The sequence below is a fragment of the Janthinobacterium sp. EB271-G4-3-2 genome (genome assembly GCF_020858035.1).
Taxonomy (GTDB): Bacteria; Pseudomonadota; Gammaproteobacteria; order Burkholderiales; family Burkholderiaceae_D; genus Janthinobacterium; species Janthinobacterium aestuarii.
The window spans coordinates 180,584-196,414 of record NZ_JACYMG010000001.1; the positions used below are offsets into that span (position 1 = coordinate 180,584).

The 15,831-nt window shown below is 62.1% G+C and carries 16 protein-coding genes; 15 read left to right on the forward strand and 1 reads right to left on the reverse strand.

All coding sequences use genetic code 11. The annotated features are described in order from the left end of the window. The first annotated feature begins 2 nt into the window (after positions 1-2). From pyrH to IGS55_RS00875, 15 genes are all read left to right on the forward strand, one after another. The gene (gene pyrH, locus IGS55_RS00805) at positions 3-719 is read left to right on the forward strand and encodes a UMP kinase (RefSeq protein ID WP_076569768.1); all 717 of its coding nucleotides are present in this window, start codon (positions 3-5) and stop codon (positions 717-719) included. Positions 720-888: 169 nt separating this feature from the next. Continuing rightward, positions 889-1,449: a ribosome recycling factor gene (gene frr / locus IGS55_RS00810; RefSeq protein ID WP_034752256.1), complete on the forward strand. Its 561-nt coding sequence runs from the start codon at positions 889-891 to the stop codon at positions 1,447-1,449. Between the two features lie 99 nt (positions 1,450-1,548). Continuing rightward, entirely contained in the window at positions 1,549-2,316 is a 768-nt protein-coding gene (gene uppS, locus IGS55_RS00815; protein ID WP_230516597.1) for a polyprenyl diphosphate synthase, read from the forward strand. Beyond that, positions 2,316-3,149, forward strand: coding sequence for a phosphatidate cytidylyltransferase (locus IGS55_RS00820; RefSeq protein WP_230516596.1), 834 nt, complete (start codon positions 2,316-2,318; stop codon positions 3,147-3,149). Before uppS ends, IGS55_RS00820 begins: the two co-directional genes overlap by 1 nt. 8 nt (positions 3,150-3,157) lie before the next feature. Next, positions 3,158-4,342 carry a 1-deoxy-D-xylulose-5-phosphate reductoisomerase gene (gene ispC, locus IGS55_RS00825; RefSeq protein ID WP_230516595.1) on the forward strand — a complete coding sequence of 395 codons (1,185 nt, stop codon included), beginning with the start codon at positions 3,158-3,160 and terminating at the stop codon, positions 4,340-4,342. Further along, positions 4,339-5,700 carry an RIP metalloprotease RseP gene (rseP, locus tag IGS55_RS00830; RefSeq protein WP_230516594.1) on the forward strand — a complete coding sequence of 454 codons (1,362 nt, stop codon included), beginning with the start codon at positions 4,339-4,341 and terminating at the stop codon, positions 5,698-5,700. Before ispC ends, rseP begins: the two co-directional genes overlap by 4 nt. An 83-nt stretch (positions 5,701-5,783) precedes the next feature. After that, entirely contained in the window at positions 5,784-8,120 is a 2,337-nt protein-coding gene (gene bamA, locus IGS55_RS00835) for an outer membrane protein assembly factor BamA (RefSeq protein WP_230516593.1), read from the forward strand. 52 nt (positions 8,121-8,172) lie between these two features. Continuing rightward, positions 8,173-8,691: an OmpH family outer membrane protein gene (locus IGS55_RS00840; RefSeq protein WP_046684967.1), complete on the forward strand. Its 519-nt coding sequence runs from the start codon at positions 8,173-8,175 to the stop codon at positions 8,689-8,691. Between the two features lie 25 nt (positions 8,692-8,716). Then, complete coding sequence (gene lpxD, locus IGS55_RS00845) at positions 8,717-9,772, forward strand: UDP-3-O-(3-hydroxymyristoyl)glucosamine N-acyltransferase (protein ID WP_230516592.1); 1,056 nt, start codon at positions 8,717-8,719, stop codon at positions 9,770-9,772. Then, the gene (gene fabZ / locus IGS55_RS00850; RefSeq protein ID WP_034752234.1) at positions 9,769-10,263 is read left to right on the forward strand and encodes a 3-hydroxyacyl-ACP dehydratase FabZ; all 495 of its coding nucleotides are present in this window, start codon (positions 9,769-9,771) and stop codon (positions 10,261-10,263) included. Before lpxD ends, fabZ begins: the two co-directional genes overlap by 4 nt. 1 nt (position 10,264) lies before the next feature. After that, positions 10,265-11,056 (forward strand): acyl-ACP--UDP-N-acetylglucosamine O-acyltransferase, encoded by a 792-nt coding sequence (lpxA, locus tag IGS55_RS00855; RefSeq protein WP_230516591.1) that lies wholly within the window; start codon positions 10,265-10,267, stop codon positions 11,054-11,056. Then, positions 11,040-12,215, forward strand: coding sequence for a lipid-A-disaccharide synthase (gene lpxB, locus IGS55_RS00860; protein ID WP_230516590.1), 1,176 nt, complete (start codon positions 11,040-11,042; stop codon positions 12,213-12,215). The genes lpxA and lpxB overlap by 17 nt, the downstream gene beginning before the upstream one ends. A gap of 37 nt (positions 12,216-12,252) precedes the next feature. Continuing rightward, a complete protein-coding gene (gene rnhB / locus IGS55_RS00865; RefSeq protein WP_230516589.1) occupies positions 12,253-12,891 on the forward strand; it encodes a ribonuclease HII in 639 nt (212 codons plus the stop codon). Continuing rightward, positions 12,888-13,673: a TrmH family RNA methyltransferase gene (locus tag IGS55_RS00870; RefSeq protein WP_230516588.1), complete on the forward strand. Its 786-nt coding sequence runs from the start codon at positions 12,888-12,890 to the stop codon at positions 13,671-13,673. Before rnhB ends, IGS55_RS00870 begins: the two co-directional genes overlap by 4 nt. 11 nt (positions 13,674-13,684) lie before the next feature. Beyond that, positions 13,685-14,887, forward strand: coding sequence for an aminotransferase class V-fold PLP-dependent enzyme (locus IGS55_RS00875; RefSeq protein ID WP_230516587.1), 1,203 nt, complete (start codon positions 13,685-13,687; stop codon positions 14,885-14,887). A gap of 34 nt (positions 14,888-14,921) precedes the next feature. Here the strand turns inward: IGS55_RS00875 and ppsR are convergent, their stop codons facing one another. After that, positions 14,922-15,770 carry a posphoenolpyruvate synthetase regulatory kinase/phosphorylase PpsR gene (gene ppsR, locus IGS55_RS00880; RefSeq protein WP_072453992.1) on the reverse strand — a complete coding sequence of 283 codons (849 nt, stop codon included), beginning with the start codon at positions 15,768-15,770 and terminating at the stop codon, positions 14,922-14,924. Positions 15,771-15,831 lie beyond the last annotated feature (61 nt).

Here is a 15,831-nt window from a genome sequence, read left to right on the forward strand (position 1 = left end):
TCATGTCAAAACCAGCCTACAAGCGCGTCCTCCTCAAGTTGTCCGGCGAAGCCCTGATGGGCGATGATCCCTACGGCATCAACCGCGCCACGATCGAGCGCATGGTGGCCGATGTGGCCGAGGTGGCGAAGTTGGGCGTGGAACTGGCAATCGTGATTGGCGGCGGCAATATCTTCCGCGGCGTCGCGCCTGGCGCGCAAGGCATGGACCGTGCCACCGCCGACTACATGGGCATGCTCGCCACCGTGATGAACGCACTGGCCCTGGCCGATGCCATGCGCCACGTCGGCATTACCGCGCGCGTCATGTCGGCCATCGGCATCGAACAAGTGGTCGAGCCGTATGTCCGCCCGAAAGCCCTGCAATACCTGGAAGAAGGTAAAGTGGTCGTCTTCGCCGCCGGTACCGGCAATCCGTTCTTCACCACCGACACGGCAGCGGCCCTGCGCGGTTCCGAGATCAGCGCCGAGATCGTCCTGAAGGCCACCAAGGTCGACGGCGTCTACACGGCCGATCCGAAGAAGGATCCGAACGCCACCCTGTTCCACACGATTACGTTCGACGACGCCATCGCCAAGCACCTGCAAGTGATGGACGCCACCGCATTCGCCCTGTGCCGCGACCAGAAACTGCCAATCAAGGTGTTTTCGATCACCAAGCCAGGCGCGCTGATGCGCGTCATTCTCGGTGAAGACGAAGGTACCTTGGTTCACGTGTAACAGACGCAATTTTAATAGTAGTTATCATTAATAACGCCTGACAAAACCGTCGCGAGCGGAAGGGAGTTGTGGCTGAGAAGCGCAACCGTACGAAGGTACGGTGAGCATCGCAGGCCGCAAATACCGACGCGCAGCAGGTTTTGACAGGCGTCACTACAGGAGTACAGTAATGTCCTTAGCTGACGTTAAAAAGAACGCCCAGGAACGTATGACGAAATCGCTGGAAACACTGCGTGCCGACCTGGCCAAAGTGCGTACCGGCCGCGCCCATACGGGCATCCTGGACCACGTGATGGTCGATTACTACGGTTCGCCGACGGCGCTGACCCAGGTCGCCAACGTGACCTTGATCGACGCGCGCACCATCGGTGTGCAGCCGTATGAAAAGAAAATGGCCTCGACCATCGAGAAAGCCATCCGCGACGCCGACCTGGGCTTGAACCCGTCGGCACAGGGCGACCTGATCCGCGTTCCGACACCGCCGCTGACGGAAGAGCGCCGCAAGGAAATGGTCAAGCTGGTCAAGAGCGAAGCGGAAGACGCGAAGATTGCCGTGCGTAACATTCGCCGCGATGCGAACGAGTCGCTGAAGAAGCTGGTCAAGGAAAAAGCCTGCTCCGAGGACGATGAGCGCCGCTCGTCGGAAGAAGTGCAGAAGCTGACGGACAAGTTTATTGCCGATATCGACAAGATGGTTGTCGATAAAGAAAAAGAAGTGCTGACCGTCTAGTTTTCAGTCCTTTTGACGCTGCCCGGGAAAGCATGGCTTTTCCGGGCAGTGCTATTTGGAGCATAATAGTTATCTTTTATTTTTGGTATTCGTGTTTTCATGATCTATTCGAGTTCGACAACGGCAGTGCCTGAAGTGGGTACGGTGCCGCGCCATGTGGCAATCATTATGGATGGCAATGGTCGCTGGGCAACCAAGCGCTTCCTGCCGCGCGTGGCTGGCCACGTCAAGGGCGCGGACGCCGTACGCGGCATCGTCGAGACTTGCCTCGAGCGCGGCGTCGAATACCTGACCCTGTTTGCCTTCAGCTCGGAAAACTGGCGCCGCCCGGAAGAAGAGGTGTCGATGCTGATGCGCCTGTTCGTCACGATGCTGGAACGCGAAGTGGTGAAGATGCATGCGAACGATATCCGCCTGAAAGTGGTGGGCGACTTGTCGCGCTTTAATGAACAACTGCAAACGCTGATTGCCGATGCCGAACGCAAGACGGCGCGCAACACGCGCCTGACGGTGTCCATCTGCGCCAATTACGGCGGCCGTTGGGACATCATGCAGGCAGTCAATAAAATGACGGCCGAGGCCGCAGTCAATGGCCAGTCTGCCGGGCACGCTTACACGGAAGAGCAACTGGCGCCGCACCTGGCCATGGCGTACGCGCCCGAGCCCGACCTGTTCATCCGCACGGGCGGCGAGCAGCGCATTTCCAATTTCCTCCTGTGGCAACTGGCGTACACTGAGTTGTTTTTCACCGAGACTTTCTGGCCCGACTTCAATGACGAGTGCCTCGACGCGGCAATCGCGTCTTACCAGCAGCGCGAACGGCGCTTTGGCCGTACCAGCGCGCAATTAACTGAAAAGACAAACTGATGCTGAAAACACGGATAATCACCGCCCTGGTCCTCCTGGCGGTCTTGCTGCCCGTTCTGTATCTGAATTATTTCCCCGCCTTAGCCGTGATCGCCACGGCGTTCTTCGGCGCCGCCGTCTGGGAAAGCTTCCGCATCTTTAAAAATCGCCATGCGCTCGTGATTGCCGCCGTCTGGACTGCCGCCTTCGCGTATACGTTTTTTGTCGGTAACGGCATGGCGCAGCTCAATTTCTGGTTCGCCCTGTGCGTGGCCATCTGGCTGATCCGCTTCGTGCCTTCGCTGGCGACGGGCTTGCCGCCGACCGAAGGCCTGGGCAATACCTTGCTCAGCCTCGTGTACCCGGTGACCATCGTCGGCTGCTTCGTTGCCATCATCGCCTTGTTCCTGCATAGCCCTTTGTATCTGCTGTCCGTCATGGCCCTCGTGTGGATCGCCGATATCGGCGCCTATTTCTCGGGCAAGGCGTTCGGCAAGCGCAAGCTGGCGCCAAGTATTTCCCCAGGTAAGTCCTGGGAAGGCGCCATCGGCGGCGGCATCGCCGTGCTGCTCATCGCCGCCATCACGATTATCGCCGCGCCATCGCTGCCGGTCCTGCAAGACACCTTCGCCGTGCAGCTGCAATTGCGCCGCGGCTGGCTCGTGGCCTTGCTGGTGCTGCTGCTGGTCGTTGCCGCCAGCATCGTCGGCGACCTGTTCGAATCCCAATTGAAGCGCCGCGCCGGCATCAAGGACAGCAGCAATCTGCTGCCTGGCCATGGCGGCGTACTTGACCGTATCGACGCGTTGATCCCGGTCCTGCCATTTGCCGCCCTCGTGGCCAGCTGGCTTTAAGGAAACACATGCAATACATCACTATCCTTGGCGCGACCGGCTCGATCGGCGTGTCCACCCTGGACGTGCTCGCGCGTCATCCCGAACAATACAGCGTGTATGCGCTGAGCGCGCACAGCCGCGTGGCCGAACTGGCCGCCCAGTGTTTGCAATTTCGTCCCCAGCGCGCCGTCGTCGGCACGGCGGACGCGGCCCTTGAATTGACGCGCTTGCTGCGCGGGCAGGGCGTGTCTACCGAGGTCGAGTATGGCGTGGAAGCCCTGTGCGCTATCGCCAGCGCGCCGCAAGTGACGGGCGTGATGGCGGCCATCGTCGGCGCGGCCGGCCTGGCGCCGACCTTGGCGGCGGCGCGTGCTGGCAAGAAAGTATTGCTGGCCAATAAAGAGGCGCTGGTCATGTCCGGCCAGCTGTTCATCGATGCCGTGCATGACAACGGCGCCGTGCTGCTGCCGATCGACAGCGAACACAACGCCATCTTCCAATGCATGCCGCACGCCCATGGCCGCGCGCCAGGCGCCGCGGGCGTGGCGAAAATCGTGCTGACGGCGTCCGGCGGCCCTTTCCTCACGCGCGACGTCGAGACGCTCGACACGGTCACGCCGGACCAGGCGTGCAAGCATCCGACCTGGGCCATGGGGCGCAAGATTTCCGTCGATTCGGCCACCATGATGAACAAGGGCCTGGAAGTGATCGAGGCGCACTGGCTGTTCGGCGCGCCAGCGGAGCAGATCGAAGTGCTGATCCACCCGCAAAGCGTGATCCATTCGATGGTCTCCTACATCGACGGTTCCGTGTTGGCCCAGCTGGGCAATCCGGACATGCGCACGCCGATCGCCCATGCGCTGGCGTATCCGCAGCGCATCGCTTCGGGCGTGGCGCAGCTGGACCTGGCCCAAGTGGCCACCCTGCAGTTCGAACGTCCCGATTTCCGCCGTTTCCCTTGCCTGGCGCTCGCCTTCGACGCCTTGCGCGCGGGCGGCACGGCGCCGGCTTTGCTGAATGCAGCCAATGAAGTGGCCGTGCAAGCGTTTCTTGACGAGCAGATCGGCTTCCGCCAGATCGACCGGGTCATCGCGCACGTGATCGAGACGGTGCCGCACGGCGCCGCTTCCAGCATCGAAGCCGTGATGGAGCAGGACCGCCTGGCCAGAGCGGCCGCGCAAGCGTACATCGCGCAAAGGCTGGCCGCATGACCTTGATTACGACATTGCTGGCGTTCATTGTTGCGCTGGGCTCGCTGATTACCTTGCACGAGCTGGGCCACTACCTGGTGGCGCGCTGGTGCGGCGTGAAGGTGCTGCGTTTCTCGATCGGCATGGGAAAAGTGGTGTATTCGCGCAAGTTTGGCAAAGACCAGACGGAATGGGCGATTTCCGCGCTGCCGCTGGGCGGTTATGTCAGCATGCTCGACAGCCGCGCGCAAGACCTCAGCGACTTGCCGGAAAGCGAATTGCGCCGCGAATTCACGCGCCAGAGCGTGTGGCGCCGCATCGCCATCGTGGCCGCCGGCCCGCTGGCCAATTTCCTCGTCGCCATCGTGCTGTACGCGGGCCTGTTCATGTATGGCATCGAAGAGCCGTCGAGCAAGCTCGGCCCCGTGGCCGAACAGACTGCCGCCTATGCGGCCGGCCTGCGCAGCGGCGATACCGTTGAAACGGTCAACGGCAAGGCCGTGGCCAGCTGGTCCGAGCTGCGCTGGGAACTGATTCAGGCCACTCTCGACAAACAGCCGGCGCGCATCGAAGTGCGCCGTCCAGACCGTGGCCAGCAGGAAGCGACGTTGCCGACGGCCAGCCTGACGGAGGCGGACCTGGAAGGCGACGTGCTGGGCAAACTGGGCCTGACCCTGGCCCGTTCCGCGCCCACGCTGATGGAAATCATGCCCGATGGCGCCGCCGCGCGCGCCGGCCTGCGGAAAAACGACCAGATTATCGCCATCGACGACCAGCCCGTGCACGACGTGGCTGCCGTCATCGCCACCCTGAGCCAGGCGCCGGGCCGGACCTTGCAATTGCAACTCTTGCGCCAGGGCCAGGACCTGACCCTGTCCATTACGCCGGACGCCGTGCCGGGCGCCGGGGCGGAGGGAGCTGTAACAGTTGGTAAGATACAGGCAAAGCTGGGACAGGTGCCGGATATGATCACCGTGGCATCGGGACCGTTCTCTGCCGTGGGCAAGGCGTCCGCCAAGGTCTGGGATACCAGTGTCATGAGCCTGAAAATGCTGGGCAAAATGGTCACCGGCCAGGTGTCGCTGAAGAATGTGACGGGGCCCATTACCATCGCCGATTACGCGGGCCAGACGGCGCGCATCGGCCTGGTAAGCTACCTGAGCTTCATCGCCTTCATCAGTATCAGTCTGGGCGTGATGAATTTGCTACCCATTCCTGTTCTGGATGGCGGGCATTTGCTGTATTATTCGCTGGAAGTTTTGACCGGACGCCCCTTGCCGGAGCGCGTAGGCGAGATTGCCCAGCGCCTGGGGATCGGTTTGTTGCTGACCTTGATGGTGCTTGCCGTCTTTAATGACGTGTTGCGATTGCTGAATTAGGGCGGTGGTTGATGCCATTGCGTGAGTCGCACAAGCAATCTTTTGTGTATGTTGTCCATTGATTTACCCATTGAATAACCCCAATGAAATTACATTCTGCTCGTTTTGCCTTGCCTTCCTTTCGCCGCAGCCTGATCGGCGCCGCCGTCATGGCCTTCTGTTCCGGCCACGCGCTGGCCGTCCAGCCATTTACTGTCAAGGACATCCGGGTCGAAGGGATCCAGCGTACTGAAGCGGGCACCGTGTTTGCCTACCTGCCGGTGCGGGTCGGCGAAACGTTCTCCGACGAGAAGAGCGTTGCCGCCATCAAGGCCCTGTATGCGACGGGCATGTTCAAGGACGTGCGCCTGGAAGCCGATGGCGACGTGCTGGTGGTGCTGGTCGAGGAACGCCCGGCCATCGCGTCCGTGGCATTTACCGGGACCAAGGAATTTGAAAAGGACGTGCTGGTCAAGGCGCTGAAGGAAATCGGCGTCGGTGAAGCCAAGATTTTCGACAAGGCGTCCGTCGACCGCGCGGAACAGGAACTCAAGCGCCAGTACCTGTCGCATGGCCTGTACGGCGTGAAGATCACCACCACCGTCACGCCGATTGAGCGTAACCGCGTCAACGTGGTGTTCGCCGTCGACGAGGGCGACGTGGCCCGCATCAAGCAGATCAACATCGTCGGCAACAAGGCCTTCACGGACAAGGAACTGCGCGAGCAGCTGGCCCTGAACACGGGCGGCTGGTTCAGCTGGTACACCAAGGCCGATCAATATTCGAAGACCAAGCTGACGGGCGACATCGAGTCGCTCAAGTCCTACTACTTGGACCGCGGCTATATCGAGATGCAGGTCGACTCGACGCAAGTGTCGATCACGCCCGATAAAAAAGATATCTACCTGACGATCAACATCACCGAAGGTGAAAAGTACAAGATCGCCGGCACCAAGTTCGAAGGCGAGATGTTCGGCCGCGAAGAGGAGCTCAAAGCGCTGAACCTGATGCGCGAAGGCGAAATTTACTCGGGCGCCCGCCTGACTGCCACGAACAAGCGTATCCAGGACCGCCTGGCCACGTTCGGCTACGCGTTTGCCAACGTCAACGCCAATCCCGAAATCAACCGCGAAAAACACGAAGTCGGCTTCACCTTCTTCATCGATCCGGGCAAGCGCGTGTACGTGCGCCACATGAATATCGCCGGCAACACCACCACGCGCGATGAAGTCATCCGCCGCGAATTCCGCCAGTTCGAATCGTCCTGGTACGACAGCAACAAGATCAAGCTGTCGCGCGACCGTGTCGACCGCCTCGGCTACTTCAAGGACGTGACCATCGACACGCCGGAAGCGCAGGGCACGACCGACCAGGTCGACGTCAACGTGACGGTGGTGGAAAAGCCAACCGGTAACTTCCTGATCGGCGGCGCCTTCTCGCAATCGGAGAAGTTCACCCTGTCGGCATCGATTTCGCAGGCCAACTTCGCCGGTAGCGGCAACACGGTCGGCATCGAACTCAATACCAGCCATTACAGCCGCACGATCGCGTTTTCGCAGACCAATCCGTACTACACGGACGATGGCATTTCGCGCAGCTTTGAAGTCTACCTGCGTACGACGGAACCGCCGGCGCTGAACATCGGCAGCTACAAGATCAAGCAGACCGGTGGCCGCGTCAGTTTCGGCGTGCCGTTCTCGGAAGTCGACACCGTCTTCTTCGGCATCGGCGCCGAGCGTTCGCGCATCGAAACCGACGTCACCAGCCCGATCCGCTTCAAGCAGTATGTGGTCGACAATGGCGGCCCGTCCGACGGTATCGGTTCGGCCACGACGAATTCCATTCCGCTGACGGCGGCATGGCAGCGCGACAGCCGCGACAGCGCCCTGACGCCATCGATCGGCCGCTACCAGCGCGTCAACCTCGAGGCTGACCTGATCGGCGACCAGAAATACTTCCGTGCCATTTATGAACACCAGTATTTCCGTCCGCTGTTCAGCAAGGTCACCCTGGCGCTGAAGGGCGAGCTCGATTACGGCCACGGCATCGGCAAGCACGTATATCCGGTCTTCAAGAACTTCTACGGCGGCGGCATCGGTTCGGTGCGCGGCTACCTGAGTTCTTCGCTGGGCGCGGTCGAACCGAGCACCAACGATGCCTTGGGCGGCGCTTCGCGCCTGATCGCTAACGCGGAACTGCAGATGCCATTCCCCGGTTCGGGCAATGACCGCAGCTTGCGCTGGTTCGGTTTCCTTGACGGCGGCCAGGTCTACCAGGAAGGCGAAAAAATGCGCCTGTCGCAATTGCGCTATTCTGCTGGCCTGGGCATCAGCTGGATTTCACCGGTGGGCCCGCTCAAGCTGAGCTACGCCAAGCCTTTGAACGCCAAGCCGACGGACCGCCTGGAGCGCTTCCAGTTCCAGATGGGCACCGGTTTCTGACCGGGTCATCTGAACCGGGGCGACAGCTTTTACTTTTTGACCATGGAGTATCATGAACACCGCATCCGCTACCCTGCCCAAGACCCTTGCCGTGATCGCATTGTGCTGGAGTTCGCTGTTGCCGGTGCAGGCGCAGGCTCAGGAGTCGAAGATCGCCTGGATCAGCAGCGAACGTATTTATAACGAATCGAGGCTGGCCAAGCTGGCCAGCGCCAAGCTGGCCGAAGAGTTCCGCTCGCGCGAAAAAGCCGTGCAGGAACTGGCGGCCCGTTTCAAGGTGGCCAATGAAGCCCTGGAAAAGGACATGCCGACCCTGAGCGAGGCGGAGCGCGCCAAGCGCCAGCGCGAGTTTTTCGAGCTGGACAAGGAATTGCAGCGCCGCCAGCGCGAGTTCCGCGAAGACCTGAGCCAGCGCACGAACGAAGAACGCAGCGCCATCGCGGAAAAAGCCAACACCATCATCCAGCAGATGGCGCATATCGAAGGATATGACATCGTGCTGCAGGAAGCCCTGTGGGCCAGCCCGCGCATCGACATCACCGACAAGGTTTTGAAGGCGCTGGACAAATAAATAGCAATAAAGAAAAGGTATATCGATGGGCACTCGACTAGGTGAATTGGTCGAACGCTTCGGCGGGCAATTGGCGGGCGATCCGAACCTGGAAGTTTCAGGGATCGCGCCGCTGGCCGACGCCGGCGCTTCGCACATCAGCTTTCTCAGCAATAGCAAATTCCGCGCACAGGCGGCCCAGAGCGGCGCTTGCGCGCTGATACTCACGCCGGCCGACGACGCGCTGATCGGCGACGACTACGCCGGCGCGCGCATCGTCACACCGAACCCCTATGTGTATTTCGCGCGCGCGGCGCAGTACTTCGCCGCCCTGGCAGAGATCAAGGCGCCCGTGGGTATCCACGCCAGCGCCATCGTCGATGCCAGCGCGCAGGTCGACGCCACTGCCTCGGTCGGGCCGCGCGCCGTGATCGAAGCGGGCGCCGTGATCGGCGCCGGCTGCGTGATCGGCGCTGGCTGCGTGGTGGGGCGCGACGCCGTCATCGGCGCCGGTACCCAGCTGTTCGCCAACGTGACTTTCCACGCGCGCTGCGTGATCGGCCAGCGCGGCATCATCCATTCGGGCGCCGTGATCGGCACCGACGGATTCGGCTTCGCCAACGAAGGCGGCGTGTATATCAAGATTCCGCAGACGGGCAGGGTGGTGATCGGTGACGATGTCGATATCGGCGCCAACACCACCATCGACCGCGGCGCACTGGCCGACACCATCATCGAAGATGGCGTCAAGCTCGATAACCAGATCCAGATCGGCCACAACTGCCATATCGGCGCGCATACGGCCATGGCCGGCTGCGTCGGCGTGGCCGGCAGCGCCATCATCGGCAAGTACTGCACCTTTGGCGGCGCCGCCATGGTGCTGGGCCACCTGACCATTGCCGACCGCGTCCACGTGGGCTCGGGCAGCATGGTCTCGCGTTCGATCGCGGAGCCGGGCCAGTACACGGGCTTCTATCCGCTGGCCAAGAACGCCGACTGGGAAAAGAGCGCCGCCATCGTGCGCAACCTGTCAAGCATGCGCGAGAAAATCCGCGCGCTTGAAAAAACAATTAAAACACTGACCACGCAAGACGAAAAATGACTACTGAAAAAAAGACCCTCGACATCCTCGCCATCAAATCGCTGCTGCCGCACCGCTACCCGCTGCTGCTGGTCGACCGCGTGCTGGACTGGGAAGCGGATAAAACCATCACCGCCATCAAGAACGTGACGGTCAACGAAGAGTTCTTCCAGGGCCATTTCCCGCACAAGCCGGTCATGCCTGGCGTGCTGATGATCGAAGCGCTGGCGCAGACGGCGGCCCTGCTGTCGTTTCTGTCGATGGGCGTGAAACCGGATGAAAATTCGGTCGTGTACTTCGTCGGCATCGACAATGCGCGCTTCAAGCGTCCTGTCGAACCGGGCGACCAGCTGAAGATGGATGTGGAAATCCTGCGCGTCTCGCGCGGCATCTGGAAATACAAGGCCGTCGGTACGGTCGACGGCAAGCTGGCGGTGGAAGCGGAACTGATGTGCACCATCCGCAGCGCGCAAGATGCCAGCCAGTCTGCGAGCCAGCCAGCGGGGCAGTAACATGGCGGCCATCCACTCCACGGCAGTCATCGATCCGAAGGCCGAGCTCGACAGCTCGGTCGAGGTGGGTCCGTACACCATCATCGGTCCGCACGTGCGCATCGGCGCTGGCACCAAGGTTGGCCCGCACGTGGTCATCGATGGCCACACGACGATCGGCAGCGACAACCACCTGTTCCAGTTTTCCTCCATCGGCGCGCAGCCGCAGGATAAAAAATGGGCGGGCGAGGCGACGCGCCTGGAAATCGGCGACCGCAACACCATCCGCGAATTCTGCACCTTCAACACGGGCACCGTGCAAGGCGGCGGCGTCACGCGCCTGGGCAACGACAACTGGATCTCGGCGTATGTGCACCTGGCGCACGACTGTCTGGTGGGCAACAACACGATTTTTTCGAACAACGCGCAGCTGGCGGGCCACGTGGAAATCGGCGACTGGGTCATCATGAGCGGCTTCGCCAATGTGCACCAGTTTTGCAAGATCGGCGCGCACGCCTTTGTCGGCATGAGCACCAGCCTGACGCAGGACGTGCCACCGTTCGTCCTGTTGAACGGCAACCCGGCGCAGGCCCATGGCGTCAATATCGAAGGCTTGAAACGCCGCGGCTTTACGCGCGAGCAGATCAACGGCATCCGCACCGCGTATAAACTCATCTACCGCTCGGGACTGACCCTGGAAGAATCCAAGGCAGCCCTGTTCGAAGAAGAGGCGGCAGCGGCGCCCGAGGTGGCGGAACACATTCGCGCCATGCGCGAATTCCTTGGCGTGGCGTCGCGTGGCATCGTCCGCTGACCATTCCAGCGGCCTGTCGGTCGCCATCGTCGCCGGCGAGGTGTCGGGCGACCTGCTGGCCAGCCGGCTGCTGTCAGGCCTTGTGCCGCAGCTGCCCGGCGCGCGCTTCCACGGCATCGGCGGCGAGCACATGGCCAGGCAGGGTTTTGTTTCCGACTGGCCGCTCGACAAGCTGACCGTGCGCGGCCTGTTCGAGATCATTCCCCGCTACCGCGAGATCAAGGGCATCCAGAACGCGCTGCGCGACCAGCTGCTGGCCGAGCGTCCCGCCGTCTTCATCGGCGCCGACTATCCGGGTTTTAACCTGGGACTGGAACAGCAGCTCAAGGAAGGCGGCATTCCCACCGTGCACTACATCGGGCCGCAGATCTGGGCCTGGCGCGGTGGACGCATCAAGAAAATCATCAAGGCCGTCTCGCACATGCTGGTGATCTTCCCGTTCGAGGAAGAGATCTACCGCAAGGCGGGCGTGCCCGTCACCTATGTCGGCCATCCGCTGGCCGAGATGATTCCCTTGCAGCCTGACGAAGCGGCCGCGCGGCGTGTCCTGGGTTTGCCGGAAGACGCGAATGTCGTGACCCTGATGCCGGGCAGCCGCATGGGCGAACTCAAATACAATACGGTGGCTTTCGTGACCGCGTGCAAATTGCTGCTGGCGCGCGACCGCTCCTTGCGTTTCGTCGCGCCCATGGCCGGCGAAAAGCAGCGCCAGTATTTCCTGCAATTGATAGCGGAAGCGGGCTTGCAGGACGTCGAGATATTGCTCACGGACGGCGGCTCGCACACGGCCATCTGCGCCGCCGATGCGGTGCTGGTGGCATCCGGCACGGCGTCGCTGGAAGTGGCGCTGTACAAGAAGCCCATGGTCATCGCCTACAAGATGATGCGCGCCTCGTGGGAAATCATGCGCCACATGGGCTACCAGCCGTGGATCGGTTTGCCCAACATCCTGGCGCGCGACTATCTGGTGCCCGAGCTGCTGCAAAACGCGGCCAGCCCGCAAGCGCTGGCCGAGGCCATGTGGCGGCAGCTGAGCGACGTACCGGGCCGTTTGCGCCTGGTGCAGCGCTTCACGGACATGCACCACAGCCTGCTGCGCGACAGCGCGCAGGAAAGCGCCAACGCGGTCATGCAAGTCATCGCCGCCAAGCGCAAGTAAGCACCGTTTCAATCGCAGTTCCTACCAAAGATTCAACGTGAAAAATATCTATCCCGGCCTGTTTGACGACTTGCCATTCTCGCTCGATGAAATCATCTGCGGCGTCGACGAGGCAGGCCGCGGTCCGCTGGCCGGCCCCGTGTTCGCCGCCGCCGTGATCCTCGATCCGCACCAGCCCATCGACGGCTTGCGCGATTCGAAAAAACTCAGCGAAGCAAAACGCGACCTGCTGGCGCCGCAGATCAAGGCCAAGGCCCTGGCCTGGGCCATCGCCGAAGCGTCGGAAGAAGAGATCGACAACCTGAACATCCTGCAGGCGTCGATGCTGGCCATGCGCCGCGCCGTCGAGGCCCTGGCGACCGTGCCGACCCTGGCCCTGATCGACGGCAACCGCTGTCCCGTGATGCCGATACGCGGCATGGCCATCATCGGTGGCGACGACAAGGTCGATTCCATTTCCGCCGCCTCCATCCTGGCCAAGACGGCGCGCGACGCGGCCCTCGTGCACCTGCATGCGGCCTATCCCGAATACTGCTTCGACCAGCACAAGGGTTATGGCACCAAATTGCACCTGGAGCGCCTGCACCTGCACGGCGCTTCGCCCGTGCACCGCCGCTCGTTCGCGCCCGTGCGCAACGTGATCGCCCTGTTCGGCGGACAGGAGGTGGCGGCATGAAGACGGTCACTTCGCGCGACAATGCGCAATACAAGGATTTGCTGAAACTGGCGGGCAGTTCGCAGGCACGCCGCAAGTCGGGCCGCACCCTGCTCGACGGCGTGCACCTGTGCCAGTCGTATCTGCAGCTGCGCGGCATGCCGGAGCAGTGCATCGTCAGCGAAAGCGCCTTGCAGAATCCGGAAGTGGCGGACATCGTGGGCCAGCTGGAAAGCCAGCGCGCACATGTACTGGGTTTGCCCGACGCGCTGTACAACGCAGTGAGCCAGGTCGAACATGGCGTGGGCGTGATGTTCCTCATCGAGACGCCGGAACGGGCCGTTACGCAACCGCTGAGCGTGTCGGCCGTGCTGCTCGATAATCTGCAGGACCCGGGTAACGTGGGGTCGATTTTGCGCAGCGCCGCCGCCGCCGGCATCACACAGGTGTACTGCAGCGCCGGCACGGCCTTCTGCTGGTCGCCGAAGGTGCTGCGCGCGGCGATGGGCGCGCACTTTGTGCTCGACATCTTTGAAAGCGTCGATCTGGCCGCGCTGGTTGCGGGCGCCAAGGTGGCGACCCTGGCCACCAGCGGCTACGCCACGAAGCAGCTGTACGACGTCGACCTGCGCCAGCCCGTCGCCTGGCTGTTCGGCCATGAAGGGCAGGGCGTGGCCGACGACCTGCTGTCGATGGCGACGCACCAGGTGGTCATTCCCCACCTGGGCCAGATCGAATCGCTGAACGTGGCCGCCTGCGCCGCCGTCTGCTTCTTCGAGCAGCTGCGCCAGGGCCGGACCTGAACAGGGTAGCCATGTCCTTTCCTCTGCTTGCCGATGATGCCGCACGTGACGAGGCCTGGTGGCGCCAGGTGGCCGCGTTTTATCCCGCGCCGCCGGACGCCATCGTCAATCTCGAACATGGCTATTTCGGCGCCATGGCCGCGCCCGTGCAAGCGGCGTTCGAACAGGCCGTGCGCTACACCAACGAGCAACTGAGTCCCTTCGTGCGCGGCGAGTTCACGCGCACGCATGTGGATATTCTGCGCCAGCGCGTCGCCGCGCTGATTGGCGCGCAGCCGCACGAGATCCTGCTGACCCGCAGCGGCACCGAGTCCATGCAGGTGCTGATCACGCAATACCACGGCCTGGCGCCCGGCGATACGGTTCTATGGAGTAATCTCGATTATCCGGCGATGCGCACGGCCATGCGCTGGCTGGCGCAGCGCCGTGGCGTCACCAGCACGCAAGTCACACTGAGTTTGCCCGTCAGCGATGACGAGATCATCGCCCGTTACGCGCAAGCCATGCGCCAGGCCGTCAAGCCCAGGTTGCTGCTGCTGTCGCAGGTGGCGCCAGCCAATGGCCAGCAACTGCCGCTGAAGGACATCATGGCGCTGGCGCGCGAACACGGCATCGACGTGCTGCTCGACAGCGCCCACGCGCTGGGGCAGGTCGACGTGGACGTGCAGGCCATGGGCGTTGATTTCGCCGGTTTCAATCTGCACAAATGGCTGGGGGCGCCGGGGGGACTCGGTGTCGTGTATATCCGCGCATCGCAGCTGCACAAGATCGAGCCGCATTGTGGCGACGATGATTATCCGCTGGACGATATCCGCAGCCGCCTGCACATGGGCATGCCCCCGATCGGCGCCATCCTGGCCGCGCCCGCCGCGTTGGATTTTCATGCGCGCCTGGGCGGCACGCCGGCCAAGAACGAACGCCTGGCCTGGCTGCGCAATTACTGGGTCAGCCGCGCCGCGCAACTGCCCGGCGTGCGCATGTTGTCTCCGCTCGATGCCAGGCGCGGCACGGCGCTGGTCGCCTTTGCCGTCGACGGCATGAGCGCGCGCGATCTGCAGCAAGCCTTGCTGCAGCGCTTCGGCGTCTTTACAGTCCAGCGCAATATCGGCGATACCGATGTGGTGCGCGCCACGGTCGCCATCACGACCACCACCAGTGAACTCGATCAGCTGGTGGCCGCGCTGACGGTGCTGTCTACAGAAACGACCACCTGACAAAACCGGCGCGCAGCAGGTTTGGCCAGGTGTACTAGTACTCGCGGCGGTTCGGCTTAATCTCTTGCAAGATGGTCGTGGAGATTTCCTCGATCGACTTGGTGGTCGACGACAGCCAGCGGATACCTTCGCGTTTCATCATTTTTTCCGCCTCGTTGACCTCGTAACGGCAATTTTCGATGGCCGCATACTTGCTGCCAGCGCGTCTTTCGTTGCGTATTTCCGACAAACGTTCGGGCGTAATGCTCAATCCGAAAATTTTATTCTTAAATTCCAGCAAGGCGGAAGGCAGCTTGTCGCGCTCGAAATCGTCGGGAATCAGCGGATAATTGGCCGCCTTGATCCCGTATTGCATGGCCAGATACAGGCTGGTCGGGGTCTTGCCAGAGCGTGAAACACCCACCAGAATGACATCGGCCGAAGACAGGTTCTTGTGCGACTGGCCATCATCGTGCGCCAGCGAATAGTTGATCGCCTCGATGCGGTTCTTGTACTCCTCGCTGTCGACGATGTTGTGCGAGCGGCCGATGGTATGGGTCGACATCACGCCCAGTTCCTGCTCCAGCGGGGCGACAAAGGTCTGAATCAGGTCCATGTGCATGCCGCTGGACTTGCGGATCACGGCCGACAGGTCGTTCTTCACCAGGGTGGAGAAAATGATCGGGCGCTGGCCGTCGCTGGCGAAGGCTTCGTTGATCTTGCGCGCCGCCTCGTAGGCCTTGTCCATGGTATCGATGAAGGGCAGGCGGATCTGGCGGAAGCGCAGATCGAACTGCGTGAGCACCGAGTGGCCGAACGTCTCGGCGGTGATGCCGGTGCCGTCGGAAACGAAGAAAACGGTGCGGGCCGCGGAGGGCAGAGGAGGGCGTGGATCTTGTGTCATGGGTTTTCGGATCAAGATTGTGCGTCGTCAATTTGCGCCGCACAAGGTAAAATGGCTGCAA